The 23,247-nt window shown below is 45.5% G+C and carries 17 protein-coding genes and 1 pseudogene; 13 read left to right on the plus strand and 5 right to left on the minus strand.

Annotation, left to right across the window (positions count from 1 at the left end):
• Positions 1–51: 51 nt before the first annotated feature.
• The 10 genes and pseudogenes from BIW15_RS03730 (at position 52) to BIW15_RS03775 (ending at position 12,429) form a co-directional block, all read left to right on the plus strand.
• Positions 52–984, plus strand: coding sequence for a transporter substrate-binding domain-containing protein (locus BIW15_RS03730; protein WP_179115218.1), 933 nt, complete (start codon positions 52–54; stop codon positions 982–984).
• Positions 981–3,305: a bifunctional diguanylate cyclase/phosphodiesterase gene (locus BIW15_RS03735; protein ID WP_015313584.1), complete on the plus strand. Its 2,325-nt coding sequence runs from the start codon at positions 981–983 to the stop codon at positions 3,303–3,305. Before BIW15_RS03730 ends, BIW15_RS03735 begins: the two co-directional genes overlap by 4 nt.
• 212 nt (positions 3,306–3,517) lie before the next feature.
• The gene (locus tag BIW15_RS03740) at positions 3,518–4,711 is read left to right on the plus strand and encodes a glycine C-acetyltransferase (RefSeq protein WP_005478319.1); all 1,194 of its coding nucleotides are present in this window, start codon (positions 3,518–3,520) and stop codon (positions 4,709–4,711) included.
• Positions 4,712–4,876: 165 nt separating this feature from the next.
• Positions 4,877–5,908, plus strand: a complete 1,032-nt coding sequence (gene tdh, locus BIW15_RS03745) for an L-threonine 3-dehydrogenase (protein ID WP_005394871.1) — start codon at positions 4,877–4,879, stop codon at positions 5,906–5,908.
• 401 nt (positions 5,909–6,309) lie between these two features.
• Positions 6,310–6,855, plus strand: coding sequence for a spore coat U domain-containing protein (locus BIW15_RS03750; protein WP_077280597.1), 546 nt, complete (start codon positions 6,310–6,312; stop codon positions 6,853–6,855).
• 39 nt (positions 6,856–6,894) lie between these two features.
• Positions 6,895–7,392 carry a spore coat U domain-containing protein gene (locus tag BIW15_RS03755; protein WP_031778751.1) on the plus strand — a complete coding sequence of 166 codons (498 nt, stop codon included), beginning with the start codon at positions 6,895–6,897 and terminating at the stop codon, positions 7,390–7,392.
• 21 nt (positions 7,393–7,413) lie between these two features.
• Positions 7,414–8,172 (plus strand): molecular chaperone, encoded by a 759-nt coding sequence (locus BIW15_RS03760; protein ID WP_031778750.1) that lies wholly within the window; start codon positions 7,414–7,416, stop codon positions 8,170–8,172.
• A gap of 59 nt (positions 8,173–8,231) precedes the next feature.
• A pseudogene (locus BIW15_RS03765) lies at positions 8,232–10,606 on the plus strand (fimbria/pilus outer membrane usher protein).
• A complete protein-coding gene (locus BIW15_RS03770; protein ID WP_069549820.1) occupies positions 10,603–11,571 on the plus strand; it encodes a spore coat protein U domain-containing protein in 969 nt (322 codons plus the stop codon). The pseudogene BIW15_RS03765 and the gene BIW15_RS03770 overlap by 4 nt, the downstream one beginning before the upstream one ends.
• Positions 11,572–11,712: 141 nt before the next feature.
• Positions 11,713–12,429 (plus strand): carbonic anhydrase, encoded by a 717-nt coding sequence (locus tag BIW15_RS03775; RefSeq protein ID WP_005499797.1) that lies wholly within the window; start codon positions 11,713–11,715, stop codon positions 12,427–12,429.
• 83 nt (positions 12,430–12,512) lie between these two features.
• Here the strand turns inward: BIW15_RS03775 and BIW15_RS03780 are convergent, their stop codons facing one another.
• The gene (locus BIW15_RS03780; protein WP_005462887.1) at positions 12,513–13,610 is read right to left on the minus strand and encodes a mechanosensitive ion channel family protein; all 1,098 of its coding nucleotides are present in this window, start codon (positions 13,608–13,610) and stop codon (positions 12,513–12,515) included.
• A gap of 259 nt (positions 13,611–13,869) precedes the next feature.
• Between BIW15_RS03780 and BIW15_RS03785 the strand changes: the two genes are divergently transcribed.
• Complete coding sequence (locus BIW15_RS03785) at positions 13,870–14,217, plus strand: helix-turn-helix transcriptional regulator (RefSeq protein WP_005462888.1); 348 nt, start codon at positions 13,870–13,872, stop codon at positions 14,215–14,217.
• A 92-nt stretch (positions 14,218–14,309) separates the two neighbouring features.
• Here the strand turns inward: BIW15_RS03785 and lldD are convergent, their stop codons facing one another.
• Both lldD and BIW15_RS03795 read right to left on the minus strand, forming a co-directional pair.
• Positions 14,310–15,449 (minus strand): FMN-dependent L-lactate dehydrogenase LldD, encoded by a 1,140-nt coding sequence (gene lldD, locus BIW15_RS03790; protein ID WP_005478054.1) that lies wholly within the window; start codon positions 15,447–15,449, stop codon positions 14,310–14,312.
• 314 nt (positions 15,450–15,763) lie between these two features.
• Entirely contained in the window at positions 15,764–17,455 is a 1,692-nt protein-coding gene (locus tag BIW15_RS03795; RefSeq protein WP_077280598.1) for an L-lactate permease, read from the minus strand.
• 162 nt (positions 17,456–17,617) lie between these two features.
• On the opposite strand from BIW15_RS03795, the gene BIW15_RS03800 reads away from it, so the two are divergent.
• Complete coding sequence (locus BIW15_RS03800; protein WP_005499789.1) at positions 17,618–18,517, plus strand: LysR family transcriptional regulator; 900 nt, start codon at positions 17,618–17,620, stop codon at positions 18,515–18,517.
• A 115-nt stretch (positions 18,518–18,632) separates the two neighbouring features.
• A complete protein-coding gene (locus BIW15_RS03805) occupies positions 18,633–20,666 on the plus strand; it encodes a prolyl oligopeptidase family protein (RefSeq protein ID WP_077280599.1) in 2,034 nt (677 codons plus the stop codon).
• A gap of 236 nt (positions 20,667–20,902) precedes the next feature.
• Here the strand turns inward: BIW15_RS03805 and BIW15_RS03810 are convergent, their stop codons facing one another.
• Both BIW15_RS03810 and BIW15_RS03815 read right to left on the minus strand, forming a co-directional pair.
• Positions 20,903–22,534, minus strand: a complete 1,632-nt coding sequence (locus tag BIW15_RS03810) for an ABC transporter ATP-binding protein (RefSeq protein WP_021450580.1) — start codon at positions 22,532–22,534, stop codon at positions 20,903–20,905.
• A gap of 89 nt (positions 22,535–22,623) precedes the next feature.
• Positions 22,624–23,121 carry a hypothetical protein gene (locus BIW15_RS03815; protein WP_015313576.1) on the minus strand — a complete coding sequence of 166 codons (498 nt, stop codon included), beginning with the start codon at positions 23,119–23,121 and terminating at the stop codon, positions 22,624–22,626.
• Positions 23,122–23,247: the final 126 nt, after the last annotated feature.

A 23,247-nucleotide genomic window follows, 5' to 3' on the forward strand; every position in this document is an offset into this window, starting at 1 on the left:
TCACTCAAGCGCCCATTTATGGGCGCTTTGTTGAAGGGAAGGATATACACAATGTCAGTCAAAACACTTAAACGAACCATCACTGCAGTGGCGATTTTAGCCGCGTCCGTGATGTCTTCTTCGGCTTGGTCTAATGACCTTAAAGAAATCCGTGAACGTGGTGTGCTTCGTCATATCGGTGTGCCTTATGCCAACTTTGTTTCTTACATCGAGCAAGGTGAAATGCACACGCTGACAGGATTAGATGTCGATATCGTAAAAGGATTTGCGAGCTCGTTAGGTGTGCGATATGAGTACGTATCGGCTCAGTGGAGTGACATGGTCGGTAAGCTGACAGGTCAAGATGTTCAATACCGACACAACCGGGCAGTCGTGGGTGGCAGTGTGCCAATTGAGGGTGATCTGATCGCCAATGGCGTGACGATTTTAGATTGGCGGGAAGAGGTATTGGACTTTTCTCAGGACTACTTCCCATCGGCGGTATGGCTTGTTTCTCGTACCGATTCAAGTTTAAGTCCAATTAAACCAAGTGGTTCGATCGACGAAGACGTCAAGACAGTGAAAGAGTTGATCGATGGACGAGAAGTGTTGGCGCTAGAGCATTCGTGCCTAGACCCAAACCTTTACGACTTGTACGACACGGGTGCCAAAGTGATTTTGCCCGATGGCAAACGACTCCTAAACGAAATGGTACCTGCCATCATGAAAAATGATGCTGAAAGTACCTTATTGGATGTAGCAGACACATTAATTGCTTTAGAAAAATGGCCGGGAGAAATAAAAGTCATTGGCCCTGTTTCTGAAAATCAAAAAATGGCTGTTGCGTTCCGTAAAAATTCACCGGAATTACGCGAAGCGTTTGATCGTTATTTAGACTCTATTAAAAAAGATGGGACGTATGAAAAGCTCGTTAAAAAATACTACCCGTCCATTTACTACTTTTATAACGATTACTTCTTAGAAGATAGTAAGAAAATTCGATGAAAAAGGCTGTTAAAAAAATATCCAGTAAAAAGATAATAACGATAAGCGCAATAATCGTTTCTATTTATTTAGCGATACTTATTGTTGTTACAAGTCTTGGACAGAATAAATTAAAAGACTCTCAATATAGAGAGCTGGATTTAAAAGTAAAAAGCTATGCAAGCACACTAGACAACTTATTTACTATCGCAAGTGAAGACGTAGATAATTTATCGAGTGACAAAACCGTTCAAACATTTTTTGCAAACTTAGCATCTGGTATGTCGATGGAATATGGCCTAGGTGCAAGTTTAATCAACTTAAAACGTAGATTTGATGAGAAGATTGACGGCAAGTTGATCAACAGTAGCAACATCTACAACAAGTTAACGCTGGTGGGCAGTGACGGAACAACCATCGTCACGACTGGCCCAAAAGATCTCAAGCCAATGGATATTCATGATTTGATGACCCAACACGGGCATCCGGAAGAAGTTTGTGCCACTCGTGATGGTGACAACATTCGGATTCAAGTGATTAAGCAAGTCAAATTTTCTGGGAAACCAGTGGCTTTTTTAATTGCGGACATCAATAAAGATATTGTTATTGAGCAATTAACCAATCAAGAGCACGAAGACAGCTACAGTCGCATGGTGCTAAAAATAAAAGATGTTGAAATGGTGGTGTGGGATTCCATCACTAAAAATTCAACCACTAATGCAGATGAGAATCATTTTCTTTCTAAGGTTTTGGATGGGAAAATATATTTCGAAGTGCCAGTGGAACAACATCACTTTAAATTGATGGCATGGTTTGAACCGCTCAACGAGCGAGATATTTTTACTTCTCGACTCTTTATTGTTGGGCTAAGTATTCTCGCCGTGATGATTGTTATTGCGCTGTGTTATGCATTTGTCGCAAACAATAATAAATTGGAATTAAAGATTAAGCTTGAGGAAGAGAAAAAGCGTAAAGATATTCTTTCTCAACAAAACCACAAACTCACCAAAGAAATAGAGCGCCGAAAAGCATCGGAGAAAGAGCTCGCATTCCAAGCCAAATACGACACCTTAACAGAATTGCCAAATCGCAGTTATGGCTCAGAACGATTGGCGCTGGAACTTATTCGTGCATCTCGTACGGGGTCAAAAGTATTGGTGATGTTTATTGATTTGGACCACTTCAAACAGATCAACGATTCTATGGGGCATTTTGTCGGGGATGAAATTCTCAAACTCAGTGCTCAGCGTCTTCAAAACGTCGCGAGAAAAACCGATTTGCTCGCCAGAATCGGTGGGGATGAGTTCCTGTTGGTGATTCCAGATTTACCAGATAACGATACCGCGAAGCGCGTTGCTTCGAGTGTGTTATCGGCCTTTAGTGAACCGTTTGTTTGGAATAATCACGAGTTTTTCCTGACAGGCAGTGTCGGCATGTCGGTTTTCCCAGACGACGGTGATAACGCCGAGCAACTGTTGGCGTGTGCCGATATGGCGATGTACCGCGTGAAGCAAGATGGCCGCGATGCGTTCTGCTTCTACAACCACAACATGAACCAAGATCTACAGCGTTACTTGGATCTAGAAAGTCGTTTGCGTAATGCGATTTCGAACCAACTGCTCGAAATGTACTATCAGCCAATCATCGAACTGAAAAGCGGTAAAATTGTTGGCGCAGAAGCATTGATGCGTTGGAACGATGAGAAGTTTGGTTTCGTCAATCCAGAAGAGTTCATCTCGATTGCAGAGAAAAATGGGTTGATTCATCAACTTGGCGAGTTCGCCATTCAGCAAGCGTGTTATCAAGCCTCGCAGTGGCAATCCATTTCGCCGTTGTTTGTATCGGTGAACTTCTCTAGCGTTCAATTCCGCTATTGTGATCGCTTATTGGCGTTCATTAGGCAAAGCTTAGAAGAATCGGGTTTGCCTGCTGAGCAATTTGATGTCGAGGTAACCGAAAGCTTGTTGTTTAACCATGATGATGAGTTGGTAGACATGCTGGATAACCTACGTGCGCTGGGTACCAAGCTGACGATTGACGACTTCGGTACGGGCTATTCTGCACTGAGTTACTTGCAGAAGTTCCCGTTTGATCGTCTGAAAATCGACCGCAGTTTTATGCAAAACGTGTTTGAGAACGACTCTGATCGTGAACTGGTCAACGTGATCATTGCTATGGCCAAAGCCTTGCGTCTTAAAATTGTCGCAGAAGGTATCGAAGAGCAACGCCATGTGGATTATCTCAATGAGCTAAACTGTGAGTTCGGCCAAGGTTTCCACTATAGCCGCCCTGTGCCAGCGAAGGAGTTTGAGCAACTTCTAAACCAACCTACTTGGTCATAACTCCTTTCAATACAACCTCATAGAAAAGCATTGATGTTATTTGTTCCTCAAATTCATTAATGCTTTTCCACCTTGAGGGATAATCGTTTTCCTTTCCTTGTTTTACACTACAATTAATTGATAGCTGATGGCCTGTGACGCCCGTCACGTAAAGGCTAAACCAAATTCGAAACGAGTGAAAACTCGTCAAAACAACCAGGAAGGAATTGCGAATGTCTTCTGCATTTTACCAACAGATTCAACAGCAAATTGAAGAAGTGAAGGCTGAAGGTCTTTACAAAGCAGAGCGTATCATTACCTCTCAACAGCAAGCCGCTGTTAAAATCTCGACAGGTGAAGAAGTACTGAACTTTTGTGCGAACAACTACCTAGGCCTAGCAAACCATCCAGCGCTTATCGAAGCGGGTAAAGCTGGCATGGATGAGCACGGCTTTGGCATGGCATCAGTACGTTTTATCTGTGGTACTCAAGACATCCACAAAGAGCTAGAACAAAAGCTTTCTAAATTCCTCGGTAAAGAAGATACGATTCTTTACACCTCTTGCTTTGATGCAAACGCTGGTCTGTTTGAAACCATTCTTGGTAAAGAAGATGCGATCATTTCTGATGCACTGAACCACGCATCAATCATTGACGGTGTTCGTCTATGTAAAGCAATGCGCTTCCGTTACTCAAACAACAACATGGAAGAGCTAGAGCAACAACTGATCGCAGCGAAAGAAGCAGGTGCTCGCCACATTCTTATCGTAACTGACGGTGTGTTCTCTATGGATGGCGTAGTAGCAAACCTTCCAGCTATCTGTGACCTAGCTGAAAAATACGGCGCATTGACCATGGTTGATGATTCTCACGCAGTTGGCTTCATGGGTAAAACGGGGGCAGGTACGCACGAGCACCACAACGTGGTTGACCGTATCGACATCATCACTGGTACGCTAGGTAAAGCAATGGGTGGCGCTTCTGGCGGCTACACATCTGGTAAAGCGGAAGTGATTGACTGGCTACGTCAGCGCTCTCGTCCATACCTATTCTCTAACTCTGTTGCACCAGCAATCGTAAACGCTTCTATCCGCGTTCTAGATCTACTAGAAGAAAGCGGCGACCTACGTGACCGTCTATGGGAAAACGCAGCGCATTTCCGTGCTCGTATGGAAGCAGCAGGCTTCACAATGGGCGGCGCAGACCACGCGATCATTCCAATCATGCTGGGCGATGCAAAAGTTGCAGCGGAGTTCGCTGAGCGTGCTTTAGAAAAAGGCATCTACGTAATCGGCTTCTCATTCCCTGTAGTACCAAAAGGCCAAGCGCGCATCCGTACTCAAATGTCAGCAGCGCACACTCGTGAGCAGCTAGATCGTGCGATCGATGCGTTCATCCAAGTTGGTAAAGACATGGGCATTATCTAAGTTCGATATCTCTCATGTTGATGCGGTTTGATGACAAAGGCTTGCCCAAATCTCCGTTGGAGCAGGCTCATTGGGTTAAGCCTTTTATCCCGCATTGTTGAGTGATGATGAACTTTATAGAGATTTTTTGTTTCGCACTGAGCGAGGCAATATTTGGTGAATACTATGAAAATTAAAGCACTATCAAAGCTAAAGCCTGAAGAAGGCATCTGGATGACTGAGGTTGATAAACCTGAAGTTGGCCATAACGACATTCTGATCAAAATTAAGAAAACCGCGATTTGTGGTACAGACGTACACATCTACAACTGGGACGAATGGTCACAAAAAACCATTCCAGTACCTATGGTTGTTGGCCACGAATACGTGGGTGAAGTGGTCGCAATTGGTCAGGAAGTTCGTGGCTTTGAAATCGGTGACCGCGTATCTGGCGAAGGTCACATCACTTGTGGTCACTGTCGTAACTGTCGTGGCGGCCGTACTCACTTATGCCGTAACACTATCGGTGTGGGTGTAAACCGCGAAGGCGCATTTGCAGAATACTTGGTTATCCCAGCGTTCAACGCGTTCAAGATCCCAGACGAGATCTCTGACGATCTAGCGTCTATCTTTGACCCGTTTGGTAACGCGGTACACACTGCGCTTTCTTTCGACCTTGTGGGTGAGGACGTGCTGATCACAGGTGCTGGCCCAATCGGCATCATGGCGGCAGCGGTTGCTAAACACGTTGGTGCTCGCCATGTAGTTATCACAGACGTAAACGAATACCGTCTTGAGCTTGCTCGTAAAATGGGCGTGACTCGTGCAGTAAACGTGGCTGAAGAGAAGCTTGAAGATGTAATGGCTGAACTAGGCATGACAGAAGGCTTCGACGTAGGTCTTGAAATGTCGGGTAACCCAGCAGCATTCAACTCAATGCTAACAACAATGAACCACGGTGGTCGTATCGCTCTATTGGGTATTCCGCCATCAGACATGGGTATCGACTGGAACCAAGTGATCTTCAAAGGTCTGGTTATCAAAGGCATTTACGGCCGTGAAATGTTCGAAACGTGGTACAAGATGGCTTCACTGATTCAATCTGGTTTGGATCTATCGCCAATCATCACGCACCACTACAAGATTGATGATTTCCAAGAAGGCTTTGACGTTATGCGCTCTGGCATGTCGGGCAAAGTTATTCTTGATTGGGAATAATCAGTTCTAGTAAGAAAAGCGCTCCAAAAGGGGCGCTTTTTGTTTATTTTAACCCTATTTTTTTTCGTCCATTTTCTTAATTTCAGCCTAGAATTTTACAGCCGTTTAATAACCAATTTCCTGCACGACTCTGTTCAAATCGACTTTATTTTCTTCTGAAACTTCAGCAAAGCTTCACTTTCAGTATTTAGAATAACCAGATGACCTTTTTATTTTTAAGGGTATTATGTGGTTTTATATCTCGTAAAAGTCATCTTTTGTGGTTATTTGTTTTTCAAGTGTACCTGTTTTTATACCTAACTTACTTCTTTTATATGTTTCGTATTTTATATGCACTTAATTTGTCATACTTGAGCTATAACTAATAAAACAATCATCGATATACAGTGGAATGTTAGAAAATGGAGCTTTATATGAAAAGAATATATTTGATGATGCCTCTGTTATTAACGTCATTCAGTTGGCAAGCAAACGGCGCCTCAGTGAGCGGCACCATTGATGTTTCCATTAACCTTGTACAAGGTTGTGTGATCAACGGAAATAATGCGGTAGACACTGCGTCTGGTATTGGTTTTGGTTTACTTGATTTCGGCGACGTGCCAGCGATCTTTACTGAGCAAGATGCTGCGGTCAATGGTGGCAGCGCGACGGGCATTGAAGTGCTCTGTAGTAACGGTGTGACTCCGACCTTTACACTTGGCACTGGTTTGTATGACGGAAGTGTAGCAGCTGGCTCCTACGCGATGTCGAATGGTTCCGAGTATATCGAATATAAGTTGTTTACCGATTCAGACAGAAATACCCAAATCGTGCAAAATGGAACGGTGGCGCTTACTGAGTTTACGACCGCAACGGCTCAGACCATTGAGCTTTTTGCGAAAGCTTACGGTACGAGCAGCACTGCGGGATCGTACTCAGATACAATCAGTGTGACATTAAGCTGGTAAACCGTGACGCTGGTTGTTAGAGGCTTTTCACTTGTCGTGATGAGTTGGTGCTCTTCAACTGTGCTGGCTGATGTGACAGAAACCTTTCAAGTATCAGCAACAGTAGACACAGGCTGTTTGATTAATGGCGCAGTACAAGAAGAGAGCGCAACGCAAGCTGGACAAATAGGAACGTTGGATTTTGGTGAACATTCTTCTGTTTATGCAGCGGAAGTACAAGGCAGTGTCACATACAGCTCATCACTTACATTAAGTTGTACTCCGGGTATTGCGATGAATGTTTCTCTAAACGGTGGGCTGAATTCATCGGATGGCGTGCGCAAGTTAAAGCATACCGAAGAGGTCACGACGGTAGACTACTTTTTGTTTCAGGATCTGGATTACACACAAGTGCTTGATATCGATACACGATATTCCGTCGATACCACTCAAGACCCAGATAATATTCAGTTTCCTATCTGGGCAAAGGCAATAATAAATGGGAATGAAATAGCCGGAATTTATATGGATACGCTTACGCTGACCTTGGAGTGGTAAGTGATGTTTCGGAGGGATGAAATGGAATTCATACTCAAAAAATCATTATTAATAGCGACCTTCCTTTTTGTTTTTATCTCCAATGCTAACGCCAATTCATTATTAATTTGGCCGATCTACCCCAAAATAACAGCGGAGACGAATGCGACATACCTTTGGATGGTGAATAAAGGCAACGTTGATTCTTACTTACAAGTGAGGATTTTTAAATGGGGACAAAATGAAGGTGAAGATAACTATTCTAATCAAAATCAACTGATTGCCACGCCACCATTTGTCAAAATTGAACCTGGCGAAAAACAGCTGATTCGCATCCTCAATCAAGATGAAGCCACAGCAGGTAAAGAGTACGCTTACCGAGTGATCATCGATGAACTGCCTCCAACTCACGACCCTCTAACCGATTCGATGGAAAATGAACTCGCTGTTAAAGTTCGAATGCGCTACTCCATCCCCTTATTTATCTATGGAAAAGGGCTTAACAATACTCAACAGCAGAATAAGGACAGTGAGTTGTGGAATGGTTTGCAAGCTCAATTGATTAAGAAAAATAATCAACGCTTTATTCACATTAAAAACTCAGGAAATCATCATGTGCGTCTGGTGAATTTACAACTGGATTCTCCGAATAAAGAACCGTTAATGATTTCTGAAGGATTAGCTGGTTATATTCTTCCAGAGCAATATAAGGTTTGGCCTATTTCATATAAGAATATAAACAATATGAGTTTGAGTGCGAATATTGGAGGTAAACGCTACAAAATACCATTGACGCAATAATGATAATAATGAACAGACGCAATGAAATGTATATCTTGCTTTGGCTTGGATTACTAAGTATGGCGTGGAGCAATATTGGCCTTTGTGCGAACTCACCCAACAGTTTTTCTGAGTTACCGAATCCTGAAAACTTTTCTTTTGATAAGTTTAACAATATTAGCTTGAAACTAGAATTGGTGATCAATCAAAGAGCGATGGGGCATATTGCCGAAGTCGAGCGCATTGGCGAGCAGTACTTTCTCCAGCGGCAAGATCTAATAGCGGTTGGCGTTACGGCCAAATCGTTGCCAGGAACGGAAGACAGGATTGACGTTTCTTCCATTGCTGGGGTTAACGTGCGTTATTTGCAATCGTCATTGCAACTGGCGATCGACGTTCCGCCGAACTGGCTGCCGATGCAGAGTTTATCTGCACACGACATGGGGCGATTTTCTCCAGCTAAGTTTGGTCGTGGGGGACTGTTTAACTACAACGTTTTTGGTGTGTATGAAAACGAAAGCCAACAAAAGGAGGTTTCTATCGATCATGAAATCAGAGCCTTTTCTGAGTTTGGCGTTTTTTCTACAACGGGAATATTTAAATCCAATTTTCATCGCGATGTTCAGTCTCAGCAAAGCAGTCAATACACCCGTTTCGATACAGGGTATGAGTACGCCAATCAGGCGCGCCGACTTCGTTTGGAAGTCGGAGACTACATCGTCCGTCCTTTGTCTTGGAGTCAGCCGGTGAGAATGGCGGGCATTCAGTTGTCGCATGACTTTTCTATGCGCCCCGACGTAGTGACGACGCCATTGCCAGCGTTTTATGGTGAGGTCACTGCGCCCACGACCTTGGATTTATTCATCAATGGCTTTAAAACCGACTCAATGGCCGTCGGGCCAGGCCCTTTCGTTATTAACGACATTCCCATGATCTCTGGCGCGGGTGAAGCAACCGTCATTGCGACTGATGCTCAAGGCCGACAAACGGTCATGACCAGTCCGTTTTTCCTCTCTTCCGATTTGTTGAAAACAGGATTTACTTCCTACAGTGCCAGTATTGGTGCGCTCAGAGAAGATTTTGGAAACGCATCGAATGAATATGGTGCTGGTGGCGTTGTTGTAGCGATGCGTCATGGCATGACGGATTGGTTAACCTTGGAAACACAAGCTGAAGCAAAAGATGACCTAATTGTTGCAGGGCTGGGTTTTGTTAGTAATGCGTTCAACTTAGGTACGGTAGATGCCTCATTTCGAGTCAGTAATTTTAAAGACCAATCCAGCTCATACGCTCTTAGTTACAGTTACCAATCTAGGTTGTTTAGCTTCGCAGCTAGAACGCAAGTGGAGCAAGCTGATTTCTATACCCTGTCGCATTTGCCAAATTACGAGAAGCTTAATAAAGGGGAGGAGGCATCGCTGAAGTCTCGTCATGTATCGCAAGTCAACATGGGAGTACGGCTAGGGGATTGGGGTTCACTTTCCGGCGGTTATTTTGATATTCAGCAAACCGATTCTAGCTCGCGTACGCTCAATCTTACGTACAGTTATGCTCTGCCTTTTGATATCAATATGTCGCTCTCTTACAACCACAGTATTGGTGGTCAGGCAGTGACATTAGCGCAGTTCTCGTTGCCCTTTGGTTCGCTTGGCGGCAGTGCCGGCTTAACGCTGAAAAGGGAAGATGATGGCGATGTGCGAGGACGCGTTGGTTACAGTCGCCTCGCGCCTATAAAAGGTGGGTGGGGTATCAATTTAGCGCATGACCTCAATGAAGATCCTGAAAACCGTAAGCAAGCCGATTTGACCTATCGTGCCTCGTGGGCTCAGTTTCGAGGAGGGCTCAATGGCACCAGTGGGAATTATGATTATTTTGCGGAAATGGCGGGTTCAGTCTCGACATTGGATGGCAAAATCTTCCCTGCTAACGAAGTGTATGACAGCTTTGCCGTGGTCAGCACCAGTGGTTTTGACGGTATTCCGGTTAAATATGAAAACCAAATTGTTGGCGTGACTGACGAGGATGGCTATTTGCTAGTGCCTTGGGCTACCGCGTATTACACCGCCAAATATGAAATTGACCCACTCACTTTACCAGCGAATGCGGCCTTTTCGACGACAGAGCAGTTCGCTTCGATACATGCAGGTTACGGTTATTTATTAGAGTTTCCCATTGAGCTGCAAATTGCATTGAGTATGACCGTTGTGGATGAAAATCACCTAGTCCTGCCGCTTGGCACGTTTGGGCGTTCAGAGACAGGATTAGTCAGTCAAATTGGGTGGGATGGGTTTACCTACTTTGAAGGCGTTGACCTGGGCAGTTACATTGTGTTTTATCCTCAAGGGCAGTCACCATGTAAAGTTTCAATTGAAGGGTTGTATGAGCGCGAGAGTCAAAAATACAAACACTGAATAGTCAGGTTTGCCTCAAAACAGAAGATGAGGCGGCACTATGATTTTGCATCGCTGGCTGGCTAGTCTACTTCTCTTTTTCTCGTGCTCGACAATAGCTTGTCAGCTCACTGCGTCAACACCTTCAATCCAGTTTGGTAGCGTTTCCTCATTTACGGTGTCGAGCACTCAGCAACAAAGTTCAGCCCAGCCGCATGCGGGGATAACATGTGACTTTTCGACACTTGTGTCGTTGTTGAGTGGCGACTATGTGTCTGTCATATTTACCAGCCTCAATGGTGGGCAGATGACCACCCAAGGAGATGCCAGTTCGGTAATTAACTATCAGATTTTTGGCGATTCAAGCCTTTCACAAGAGTATGTTTTTGGCCAATTGTACACCTTCACAGACACCGACTTGTTAGATTTGTTGGGGCTGTTTGGAGACCAAGTTGAGTTCCCTCTTTATGCTCGGACGGGAGCTGGAAGTAACCTTTCGGCCGGAATTTATACAGACCAAATTATGGCGTCTTGGACTTGGAATTACTGCAAGGGCGTAGGTCTGCCAGGAGTATGTATTATGCGGACTGAGGGGAGTGCTCAAAGTACTATTACGGTCGAGTTGGAAGTGACTCCCGACTGTATGATAACCGCGCCGGATATTGATTTTGGTTCATCCCCATTGGTGGCGGGCTTCGATCCCGTTAGTCAGGTTATATCGTTAACTTGTACCAAGAACAGTTCCTTCACCATTGGTTTAAACGACGGCGTAAATGCTTCAGGAGGCCAACGAAGGATGGCATCTGATGGTAACTATTTGGAATATGAAATCTATAAGTCTTCATCGACGGAGCGCTGGGGCTCGGCTGGTGCTGAGCGCCGCGAACAGAGCGATGTCGATACTGGCGATGCCATTCCAGATGGTATCACTCCACAGAACTACAATTATCGCGCGCAGATAATGACAAGCCAAAATACCCCTCCCGCGGGCACTTATACCGACTCAATAATCGTTGATGTTCAATTTTGAGCATCATATCAATTGCATGACTAGAGGAGTTGATTCCAAAGTTTGTTTGCAATCATAGTTTCCACTCTGTAACGACCGAATCCTGTGAGATTAGTATGGCTTTGCTTTTACAACACTTCACTTGAAGGGATAAGGAAAATCATGAAAAAGTCACTTACAGCGATTGGATTGTCTTTGGTATTCGTTGGTTCGGCCAACGCAGCAAACTGGGGTTACGAAGGAAGTCACGGACCAGAGCATTGGGGCGAGTTTGCTTCTGAATGTGCGCAAGGTAAAAACCAAAGCCCGATTGATATTCATGCGGCGACGCAAGCTGAATTAGCAAAACTGCAATTGGATTACCAAGGCAAAGTGGTTGCGCTAACAAACAATGGTCACACATTGCAAACCAGCATTGAGGGAGAGAATGTTCTGACCATTGATGGCAAAGCGTTTGCTTTAAAGCAGTTTCATTTCCACACACCATCTGAAAACCATGTCGACGGCAAATCTTACCCATTGGAAGCGCATTACGTTCATGCCGATGAGCAAGGCAATCTCGCAGTAGTGGCGGTATTTTTTGAACAAGGCAAAGCCAATCCGGCGTTGGCGAATCTGCTAGAAAATGTGCCGGAAAGAGATCAAAACGTAGCGATTCGCGCTCCTTTCGATGCAAACGCTTTGATTCCTAGCGACAAAGACTACTACCGATTTAACGGCTCATTGACCACGCCACCATGTTCAGAAGGCGTGCGTTGGCTTGTGATCAAAGATCCACAAAGCATTTCGGCAGAGCAAATTGCGCAATTTGAACACGTTATGGGGGAAAACAATCGTCCAGTTCAACCGCTCAATGCGCGTATGGTTCTTACCAAATAACCGATGTTTTTTGAGGTTTGGTAAGCCCGAAATAAAACAAAGCCCACTCAATGTTGAGTGGGCTTTGTGTGTTTAAGAGCGAATTAAAAACCGCTGTCTTCTTGATTTTTCGCCATTTGAATCGGGTCGAGCTTCAGTGTTTGAGTTGGGAACGCGATATCTGCGTTGTGCTCTTTAATGATGCCGACGACTTTCAATAAGACGTCTTGTTTCACTTCGTGGTATCTCACCCAGTTCACGGTTTTCGTGAAAGTGTAGATAAAGAAGTTCAACGATGATGGGCCAAAGGTATCAAAGTTCACAATCAAGGTTTGGCGCGTATCGATATCTTTGTGATTCTTTAACATTTCGCGCACTGCGGTGATGATTTCTGGCACTTTGTCGGCATCATCGTAACGCAAGCCCACCACTTCGTAGATTCGACGGTTTAGCATTCGGGAAGGGTTTTCAACCACGATGTTGCTAAACACGGAGTTCGGCACATAAAGTGGACGTTTATCAAACGTGCGGATGCTGGTCATGCGCCAACCAATGCGTTCTACGGTGCCTTCAATTTGACGATCTGGAGAGCGAATCCAATCGCCTACTTTGAATGGACGATCGAAGTAAATCATCAAACCACCGAAGAAGTTCGACAGCAAATCTTTTGCAGCAAGACCTACGATTAAGCCACCCACACCACCAAACGTCAGCAGACCAGACAGAGACAAGCCAAATGCCTGCATGATGGTTAATACGCCGATAGTGATGATGAATAATCGCCCGACTTTCGCGATGGCTTGAACGGTGGTTTCGTCTCGGTTTTTCTGTTCCAGAACGAAATCTTCGATATTGGTGATCAGTCGCATGACGGTCCATACGAAGACGCTGATAATAAGAATCAGCTTGAGCGTGCTCAGCCAATTGATCTTGTCATTCAGTTCGCTTTCTAAAATGATGCCGAGTGACACCGTAGCAGGCCAACACCAAATGAGTGTGCTCACTGGCGCTTTGAGCGCATCAAGCAACATGTTATCCCAATGAAAAGGGGTTTTCTCGACAAGAATTGCAAGACGGGAACGGATGACTCGCCAAGCGATCCATGCGATAAAACTGGCTAACGTGATAAAAAGAACACTTCCGCTCCAATCCTGACTATGCGCTTGTACATAGTTTTGTAAATCGGTAAACCACTGTGACATAAGTAACTTTTATTTCTGATGAACCATGGTGGGAAAGGTAGCAGATATTGAAGTATCACCCCAGTAATTTCCGGGATTTCATCCATTTATCACTATTATCTGATGAATTTTGAATCGAAAGCGGACGCGTGCAAGCCTTGCCATACCTTTGCTGAGCGCAAATATTCGAACGATCAATTATAAGTTCTCTGACTTATCGCTAACATTTATCTCAAGCAAGTGTGAGAGTGTATTGGCACTTGAATTATCGGAGGCAGATATGGAATTTACAGAGCTGGATAGAAACGCGCTCTACGACATCTGGATGTCACAAAAAGCCAAAATGCACATCACTCAAATGGAAATGGCAAAGCGCCTAGGTTTGAGCCTACATGAGTTTTCTGGCTTGTTACGTGGTAATTCGCCACTGACGCTAGGTTTTATCAAACAACTTTGTGAACAACTGCATGTGCGTCCTGGGCAAGTGATTCCATCATTGACTGAGAGAGAACTGTCGGCGGCGGGATCGGTTCATTTGCAAAACCGAGTGACAGTGGATGGTGACATCCGCAATGTGTTTATCGAAGGCAACCAAGTCGTCATTGAGTACGTTCACCAAGTTAGCTAGCTTGCTCGTCAAATTATCGGGTTGAAGAGCAATAAAAAACGAGCCAATTGAGGCTCGTTTTTTCGTTTCTGCTTTCTGCGTATTCGTAAAGGTTATGGGATTTTCACCAACGAATCGCGAGATAGGTCAGCAATGGTTTTTGCGCCAGTCAGCGTCATAGCCACGCGCATTTCTTTGTCGTATAGGTCGAGTAGGTTTTCTACGCCAGCGCCACCTTGTGCAGCAAGTGCGTAAACGAATGAACGACCAAGCAGCGTACAGTCTGCGCCAAGTGCAAGCATACGAACAACATCCAAACCAGTACGAATACCAGAGTCTACGAAGATCTTCAGATCGCCTTTTACAGCGTCCGCAATGCTTGGCAGAGCTTTCGCTGTTGATAGTACACCATCGAGCTGACGACCACCGTGGTTTGATACCACAATGCCATCTGCACCGAAACGTACCGCATCTTTCGCGTCTTCTTCATCCAGAATGCCTTTGATGACCATTGGGCCATCCCAAAAATCACGAATCCACTCAAGATCTTTCCAAGAGATCGATGGGTCGAAGTTCGCACCCAGCCAGCCGATGTAGTCTTCTAGTTTCGTTGGTTCACCACGATACGTTGAGATGTTACCAAGATCGTGTGGCTTCCCTAGCAAGCCAACATCCAGCGCCCAGCTTGGGTGACGCATGGCTTGGAATACGCGGCGCATTGCTGCGTTAGGTCCACTCATACCAGAGTGCATGTCACGGTAACGCGCACCTGGAACTGGCATGTCTACCGTGAACACTAATGTAGTAACTCCTGCTGCTTTTGCACGCTCAAGAACGTTTTTCATAAAGCCGCGGTCTTTTAGCACGTATAGCTGAAACCACATTGGACGCTCAATGGCTGGTGCCACTTCTTCAATCGGACAAACCGACACAGTCGACATGGTAAAAGGAATGCCTTTTTTCTCTGCCGCTTTTGCTGCTTGTACTTCACCACGGCGAGCGTACATGCCAGTTAGACCAACAGGTGCCAGTGCGATTGGCATCGCAAGTTTCTCACCGAAAATCTCGGTCTCCAGACTCAAGTCTGTCATATCGCGTAGGACGCGCTGGCGTAGTGCAACATCGCCTAAATCGTCAGTATTACGCTTCAGAGTGCGTTCGTCGTAAGAGCCGCCATCAATATAATGGAATAGAAACGGAGGTAGCTTGGCTTTCGCGGCAGCGCGGTAATCGGTAGAAGCTGAGATAATCATAATTGTGTCCTAGCGGTTATTCTAAGCAAAGTTGTGGAGCATTTGCTCTTAAGTGAGCTTTCATCGCACTAAGCGCTAAAAGCATCAAAATGAGTATAGTTACCTTTGCATCACTTACTTTTGAATCTGCGATTTAGGTAACCCACTTACATAATTGGTTGAACAATCTTGATTTAATCGCTCAGTCAGTTATGCAAACTGGAAAGGTGACACAGCTGCCGGGGGAATTGATGTAGCAAGCTAAATCAACATGTCGGGGTAGTAGTGCTGACAGCTGTGTCAAATCGGGCAGGGCAGTGAGCCCTGCATTCGTATTACTTCATCAAGACGTCGGTGAGTTGGAATCCGTAAATCAGAACCAAACCGATGATGCCTGTCATTACTAGGTAGTAGAACGTTGGGATGATCGTCTTACGTAAGGTTGCGCCTTCACGACCTAGTAGACCGACGGTTGCGGATGCCGCCACCACGTTGTGAATGGCAATCATGTTACCCGCAGCCGCGCCAACGGCTTGCAGTGACACTACAACCACGCTTGAGATAGACAATGTCTGCGCGACTTCGAATTGGAACTGGCTGAACATCATGTTCGATACGGTATTCGAACCCGCGATGAATGCACCTAGCGCACCAACTGTTGCACTCAATGCTGGGAATGCAGAGCCAACGAGGTCTGAGGCAAAGTTCGCAGTTGTTACAGGCATACTTGCTAGGTCAGCACCGTTCACTCCTGAGTTGATGAAGATACGTACCATCGGGATAGTGAACACCAATACGAAGCCTGCACCGATTAGCGTTTTGCTTGATTCGCCGAATGCTTCACGCAAAGGTTTTGCGCTACCGCTTTGCAATACAGCAGCAAGCAGAGCAACGAACACCAGTACACCACCAGGAAGGTAAAGCGGCTGAATGGCAGCGCTAACGCCTGTCTCGCCTAGAATGTTGCTAAACGACACGCTGACGCTTTGCAGTAGACCTTTAAACTCCGAGCTTACGCGGCTTGCTACCAAAATAACGGCCAGCATTACATAAGGAATCCACGCTTTTACCAAGCTCATTGGCTTACCAGGGTTGTCGTGCAGATCCACTTTCAAAGAGCCTAGCCACTCTGCTGGCCATTTGTCTTCGCTTTCAAAATCCCATTTTGTTTTAGGAACTAGGAAACCTTTTTTCGCAGCAGTTACGACGATAGAAAGACCAAGCAAACCACCAATCAGCGATGGAAACTCAGCGCCCAAGAACACGCCAGTTAATGCGTAAGGAACGGTAAATGACACACCTGCGAATATCGCAAACGGTAGAATATCCAGACCTTCGCTCCAGCTTCTGTTCTTGCCGAAGAAACGTGTTAACATCATCGCCATCAATACAGGAATCATCGTACCAACCACGGCATGAATTACGGCAACGTTAGCCGTGATGTGCTGTAGGTATGCTTCCCATGTTGAGCCTTGAGCTGCCAACGCTTCACTGATGTTGTGCGTATCCAAACCTTTGTTTACACCGACGATAATCGGCGTACCCACTGCACCAAACGATACTGGTGTTGATTGAATCATCATGCCCATTAGTACCGCTGCTAGGGCAGGGAAACCGATCGCAACCAATAGTGGTGCGGCGATCGCTGCTGGTGTACCAAAGCCCGATGCACCTTCGATGAATGAGCCAAAGCACCAAGCAATAATGATGGCTTGAACTCGACGATCGGCAGAGATATCGGTAAATCCGTTACGGATAGTGGTGATCGCTCCAGTGTGTTTTAAAGTGTTGAGCAAGAAGATGGCACCAAACACGATCCAAAGAACAGAGACAGTAATTCCTAAACCTTGGAATACTGATGCCAGTACGCGAGTAGCTGACATATCCCAAAACATTAGGGCGATAGCGACGGTTAAACCGAACGCAACAGGCATAGCTTTTTTAGCAGGCCAGTTGAGACCAACCAATAAAATGGCGGCAACAACAATTGGCGAAAAGGCCACTAGGGCTAGTAGGGTTTCACTCATTTGTACATCCTTCGTACGCTGACTTCTCGAACGGTGTCAATCCGCTGTAGAGGCGACTTTTTGTTGTAATGGTTTTGTTAATTTGGCGTGAATTTACTCCTTTATTTTTTATTGATATAGGGAAATAATGAAAATAATTAATTCCAAAAATGACATAATTGTATGCGAGCAGACGACTTAATCCTGTTTTCTCAGGTCATCGAATTAGGCAGTTTTAGTAAGGTTGCAGAGGCAAATAACCTTACAAATTCGGTAGTTAGCAAAAGAATGGCGCGACTAGAAGAAGAGATAGGTGCACAACTATTATATCGAACTACGCGCAAATTGACCCTGACCGAAGCTGGGAAGGTGTTGTTACACAGTGCTAAAAATGTGAAGCAAGCCACTCAGGAGGCTATGGACGCTGTTGCAGGCTTTGGAGAGAATGTGAGCGGTCATATCAAGATGTCGGTGCCGACTATCTCCGGTGACTTGATTCTTGCCGACGCGGTGGCGGAGTTTTGTAACCTTCATCCGGGGCTCACTGTCGATATGTCGCTCGATAATCGCTTTGTTGATCTTGTCGCCGATGGTTACGATTTGGTCATCCGAACCGGTTACTTGGAAGACTCCAGTTTAATTGCTCGGCATATACTCGACTCTCAATGGGTGGTATGCGCATCGCCTTCTTATATTGCTAAAAACGGCAAACCTATCGAACCTATCGATCTGACTTCGCACAACTGTTTGCAATACGCTTATCAAACCACCGGTGCATCGGAGTGGGAATTTAAGAGTGACGAAGGCAATTATATTGTTCGAGTCTCTGGAAGCTTTTCAACCGACAATGCCACCGCTCTGCGCAAAGCAGCATTAGGCGGACACGGCATTGCGTATGTGCCTCGCTGTTTGGTGTACCACGATATTCGTAATGGCCAGCTGGTGGATATTTTCCCCGAACTGGTCGGCAAAAAGCTGGGCATTTACGCGGTATATCCGTTTACGCGTCAGCCGCCGAATAAGGTTAAGCTGCTCATCGAGCACATTCGCGAACGTTACCTCACCATTTCTCATTACTTCTAGGTGCTTCATATTGTTTGCATTTTTTTGTTGAATTTCGCCACTTGAGCCCTAATCTAGCTATTGAGAATAAATCTCAATAAAAACAAAACACTTCAAACGGAGTAACACGGACGTTATGCATTACCCAAAAACACGTAAAGATTCTGTCGTGGACACTTATTTTGGTCACGACATTGCCGACCCTTATCGCTGGTTAGAAGATGATCGCAGTGAAGAAACCGCACAATGGGTTTCGGGTCAAAACTCAGTGACCTTCGATTTTCTTGGTCAGATCCCGTACCGCCAACAAATCCGTGACTTAGTCGCGAATAGCCAAAACTACGAAAAATATTCCCAGCCATTTGTACGTGGTGACTACACCTACTTCTACAAAAACGACGGTTTGCAAAACCAAAGCGTATTGTATCGCCGTAAAGGCGAGGGAGAAGCCGAGGTCTTCCTTGACCCAAATACTTTCTCTGAAGAGGGCACAACCTCTCTTGGCGAAGTCAGCTTCTCGAAAGACTATCGTTTGGTGGCATATTCCATCTCGGAAGGAGGCAGTGACTGGCGTAAGATCTTTGTCATTGATACGGAAACTAAAGAACAGCTAGAGCCAGAGATCGTTGATGCGAAGTTTACGTCGATTTCTTGGCTGGGCAGCAAAGGCTTCTATTACTCAAGTTACGACAAGCCGCAAGGCAGTGAGTTGTCTGCTCGAACTGAGCATCACAAGCTTTATTATCATGAACTTGGTACCCCTCAATCTGAAGACAAAGTGATTTTTGGTGAGCAGGGCGCTCAGATTCATCGCTATGTGTCTGGTACGACGACGACAGATGATCGCTTCCTCATTATTGCTGGCGCAGAATCCACATCGGGTAATCATCTGTTTTATATCGACTTACAGTCTGACTCCCAAGCGATTGTGACACTGCGCGATACGACGCAAGGCGACACCTACTTGATTGATAGCCAAGACGAAACCTTGCTGCTTTACACTAACCTAGAAGCGCCGAACGGCAAAGTTGTCAGCTACAACACTCAGACAGAACAATGGGCTGACGTGATTGCTGAACAAGAACAGCCGCTAGAAATCAGCAAAGGTGGCGGTTATCTGTTTGCGACTTATATGGTGGATGTGCTTTCTAAAGTGCAGCAGTTTAATTACCAAGGTGAGTGGATTCGAGATGTAGAACTGCCGGGAGAAGGCACGGCTTACGGTCTAGCAGGTAAAAAAGAAGAAACCACGCTGTATTACACCTTTACTAACTACGTGACACCACCGACGATCTTCTCATTTGATGTCGAATCTGGTGCATCGACGCTTTATCAAGAATCAAAAGCGCCGTTCGATCGCAATGAGTATGAGTCAAAACAGGTGTTCTACACCTCAAAAGATGGCACGCAAGTTCCAATGATCATCTCATACAAGAAGGGCATCTCGCTTGATGGCAGTGCGCCAACCATGCTGTATGGTTATGGCGGTTTTAACATCAGCCTCACTCCGATGTTTTCTGGCAATGTGGCCAACTGGCTAGAATTGGGTGGCATTTACGCTGTCGCCAACATGCGAGGCGGCGGTGAATATGGTAAAGCTTGGCACAACGCAGGCACTCAGCAGCAAAAGCAAAACGTGTTTGATGACTTTATTGCGGCAGCGGAATACCTAATTGAAAACGACTACACCAGCTCGGAGCGACTAGCGATTCGTGGTGGTTCTAACGGTGGTTTGTTAGTTGGAGCGTGTATGACGCAACGTCCTGAACTATTCAAAGTTGCGCTGCCTGCGGTTGGTGTGCTTGATATGCTGCGTTACCACACATTTACGTCTGGTGAAGGCTGGAAGTACGACTACGGCACGTCAGAACAAAGTGAAGCGATGTTCCGATACTTACTTGGGTATTCACCTGTTCACAATGTAAAAGAAGGCGTGCAGTACCCTGCTACCTTGGTGACAACCGCTGATCATGACGACCGAGTTGTGCCTGCTCACTCGTATAAGTTTATTGCCGAACTGCAAGACAAACAGCAAGGCGAAAATCCGGTGTTGATTCGTATTGATGTGAATGCAGGTCATGGTGCTGGTATGCCGCTCAGCAAGCAAATCGATCTCACGACCGATGTGTACGCATTTACGCTATACAACATGGGTATCGAGTCGATTTAACGATTTTGAGCTTTAGAGAATAAAAAATGCCGCGACAGAATCGCGGCATTTTTCATGGTTGGGGGAACTCAAGTAATACTGTTTTTCAGTATTGTTGAGTCAGGTTGACTAAGTCTGACTCGATGAACCAACCAGTCTCGGCGGCCAAACCGAAAGGCAGCTACGCCATTCTCAAGTAAAGATGAAATAATCATCTTTACTTAATCCTAGTTCATTAATATGAAACTGTGATGAATCTAAGCAGCATCATTTTGATTTTCATTGTTTTCAAGATCAAATGAGGCATCAATCAGTTTTCTAGTGTACTCACTTTTTGGGTGATGGAAAATCTCTTGTGCGCTTCCTTGCTCCATCACTTCTCCTTTTTGCATCACTAATACGCGATCAGAAAGCGCCTTAACCACTGATAAATCATGGCTTATGAACAAATAACCGATATTGTGTTTTTTCTGTAAGTCTTTGAGAAGATCGATGACAGTGAGTTGCACTGAGCGATCTAAGGCTGAGGTCGGCTCATCAAGCAAGATAAACGACGGTTCCAAAATCAAGGCTCGTGCAATCGCAATACGTTGACGCTGCCCACCGGAAAATTCGTGCGGATAGCGGTTTATTGATGCGGGATCCAAACGTACTTCGCGCAGAACATCACGCGCTTTTTGCATGCGTTCTTTCTTGTTTAAATATGGCCGGTGGACGGTTAATCCTTCAGTGATGATTTCCCCGATGGTCATACGTGGTGAAAGCGAACCGTATGGATCTTGGAACACCATTTGTACGTCTTTTTTCAGATCGAACCGCTCTTTATCACTGAGTGAGGCCATGTTTTGACCTTTAAACTCAATTTTTCCGGTAGACGGTAGCAAACCGATCAACGCACGCCCTAACGTGGATTTACCCGAACCGGATTCACCAACAATGCCTAGTGTTTCGCCCTGTTTTAGTTGTAACGAGATGCCTTTTACCGCTTCGAAGTACTCGTTTTTGCTTGGGATAAAGTGAGGCGTCACCAAAAACTTCACACGAATGTCTTCAGCGTTGAGCAATTCCGACGCTTTCTCATCAACGGGGGTTTTGCTTCCTTTCGGAATCGAGTTAATCAGCATTTTTGTGTATTCATGCTGAGGTTCAGAAAACAAGTGCTCAGTAATGCCTTCTTCAACGACCTCACCTTTGCACATCACCAACACACGATCGGCAAAGTGTTTCACCACGCCTAAGTCATGGGTGATAAATAAAATAGCCATCCCCATTTTTGCTTGAATCTCTTTAATCAGCAGTAGCACTTCCGCCTGAACGGTAACGTCAAGCGCGGTTGTCGGCTCATCGGCAATTAAGATGTCTGGTTCGTTGATTAACGCCATGGCAATCATGATGCGCTGTAACTGACCACCAGAAAACTCATGTGGATACTTATCATAGGCTTGTTGCGGGTTCGGCAAATGAACCAAATCAAACAGTTCAAGCACACGTTCTTTGGCTTTGCGCTGATTGACTGAGCGATGACACATCATGGCTTCCGCCACTTGAATACCGACCCGCATGTACGGATTCAGTGAAGTCATCGGCTCTTGGAATATCATTCCGATGCGATCGCCGCGAATGCGCTGCATTTGTCGCTCAGTTTTGTCCAGAATGGATTCGCCTTCAAACATGATTGACGAGTCTGGATGGACAATGGCGTTGTCTGGTAGCAGCTTCATTAAAGCGTTGGTGGAAACTGATTTGCCGGAACCAGATTCGCCGACGATAGACAGCGTTTCACCCGCTTGTAGCTCGAAGCTAACATTCTTTACTGCATCGACGATCCCATCGTTTGTCGTAAAGCTGACAGACAAGTTGTTCACCGAAAGAATAGTTTGAGAAGACATCACGTATCCTTGTGTTTGATATAGCAAATAAACCTAGAGCAATGGTGATGGTGCTTAAATCCTGCTGCTTTCCATTGCTCTGGTACTCATTAGTTGTAGAGGTGGGGAGCAACCGCTTCTGCTGAGCTCATCGCCTGTAAATGCAAAAACTGTTCATGGGCGCGAGTGACATGGTCCAGCTCTATCATCCATTGAGCATTGCGCTGCGCAGAGCAAAATGCGGCCATGTGTGCAAGTAAGTCCTCACTTTGCTGGCCGAGTAGGTGGCCAACACGCTCAATCAGCTCATGGCTTTCAAGTTGCAAAAATTGGAACAGCGCATAAGTTTGGTTGAGGGCTGAAAATGCGTCGCGCTGTAATCCCAGTTTGTTGAGGATCTCCGATTGCGCCACGCTCGCATCGCGTAATCCGCTGACCAGACACACAAATTGGCAAGGCTTGGTAAGGTCATTCTCTAGCGCCTTATGGATATGGCTAGGCAAGTGATTGAGCACATCTTCGTATAAGCGATGAGCTTCTGGCCAATGGCCTTGCTCCATCAATTGCTCCGCTTTCAAATAGCGCATCCAGCATTGCTCAATATTCATGTCCATCTCCACAAAAGTTGATTTGCCGAAGATATTAAATGAAATTGATTATCAATTGCAAGTGCGTATTGTTTTCATTTTTATGGTCATAAAGTGTGCGATTAAACCATGATGTAAGCTAAATCA

The organism is Vibrio sp. SALL6, from assembly GCF_002002385.1.
Lineage (GTDB): Bacteria > Pseudomonadota > Gammaproteobacteria > Enterobacterales > Vibrionaceae > Vibrio > Vibrio parahaemolyticus.